A 1,407-nucleotide genomic window follows, 5' to 3' on the forward strand; every position below is an offset into this window, starting at 1 on the left:
TCGCACAAAAAGTATACCCGCTTGCCGACCTGACGAAGTTAGTCATTGCTGGAAATTGAATCAACCAATGGTCTAAAATGTCAAGTCCTAAAATAGGTTTACAGGAAAATTACGCATTACGGTAGATTTATAGGGAGTTGTTTTTGACCTTTGTGATAAACGTCTTGAGGTGTTTGATACCCCAAACTGAGATGCGGTCTCTCGTTATTGTATATAGCAACACTCTGTTTGGCGTTAGCGGTGGCTTGTTGTATCGAGCCAAATGTGTGGTTTAGCAAGAATTCAATTTTCAAGATACCGTTGACCCGTTCAGCGATGGCGTTCTGGTAAACATCACCGTTTTGCGTCATGCTGAGTTGTACACCGTGTGAGTGAAGTAATTGGGTATAAGCATGACAACAGTATTGGATACCTCTGTCAGAATGATGAATGAGTGCATCGGATTTAGTGACCGATTTTATTGCCATTTTGCAAGCTCTGATAGCACCTTCGACCGCTAGCGAATCCGAGACATCAAATCCAACGATTTTGCGTGAGAAGAGGTCTGTAACCAGAGCCAGATACACAAAGCCATCAAGCGTTTGTAAGTAAGTAATGTCTGCAACAAAAACTTGGTGAATCCGGTCAACAACTAAATCCGTTATCCGATTCGGATACCGATAGAATCGGTGATTGGCAAAAGTGGTTCGCTTACCACGCTTTGAGGGCGCAATGAGCAGTCCATGGTCTTTGAGCAAGCGGAACAGCGCATCTCTACCTAATTGGAGACCGAGTTGTTCAAACTGAGGTTTGAGCAGTTGATACAATTTTCTTACCCCAATTCTGGGTTGGCGTGCACGGATTTGACAGACCAATTGAAGCACCATTTCTTGTTTCAGTCGCTCATTGGCTTGATGGGTTTGATAGTGGTAAAACGCCTGTCGAGATACACCATGAACCGCACAAACTGTCTCAAGGGAATAACTAGAAGTTTTCGAGTGCCACACCGCCTCAATGCTTGCATATTTCACTTTTTTTTAAGGTCAATACCAAACTGTTTCTCTGCTTGACAAATCTGTGATTCAAGAGCCGCTATCTTCAGATGTGCCTGTGCTAAGGCGGACTCAAGCTGTTGTTTGTCAGCAGTGAGTTGCTTCAGTTGATTCACCTCGTCGGGCGTTTCAATACGGACTTGTTGGGCGATTAGGTGATGCTTGCCCAACTGTTTGACCCAGTTTCTTATGGTGCTGTTACTCCCAATCCCATACCGTTTCTGGGCTTGGTCAATCGTCAATATGCCGGATTCAATTTCATGGACTACCTGCTGTTTGAACGCTTGACTATACCTCTTGAAGATTCGATTGGCTAATCGATGAGACATCTGAATGCTCCTTTCTACAGCGTCTAATAGTGTAGTAATTAAGAGCA

Annotated in this window: 2 protein-coding genes; both read right to left on the minus strand. The window is 43.9% G+C overall.

Annotated elements, in window-relative coordinates:
* Window positions 1-116 precede the first annotated feature (116 nt).
* Window positions 117-1,010, minus strand: coding sequence for an IS3 family transposase (locus J4G02_22795; GenBank protein MCE2397337.1), 894 nt, complete (start codon window positions 1,008-1,010; stop codon window positions 117-119).
* Window positions 1,007-1,360 (minus strand): transposase, encoded by a 354-nt coding sequence (locus J4G02_22800; GenBank protein MCE2397338.1) that lies wholly within the window; start codon window positions 1,358-1,360, stop codon window positions 1,007-1,009. The genes J4G02_22795 and J4G02_22800 overlap by 4 nt, the downstream gene beginning before the upstream one ends.
* Window positions 1,361-1,407 lie beyond the last annotated feature (47 nt).

It is taken from the genome of Candidatus Poribacteria bacterium, from assembly GCA_021295755.1.
In the GTDB taxonomy this organism is placed as follows: domain Bacteria; phylum Poribacteria; class WGA-4E; order WGA-4E; family PCPOR2b; genus PCPOR2b.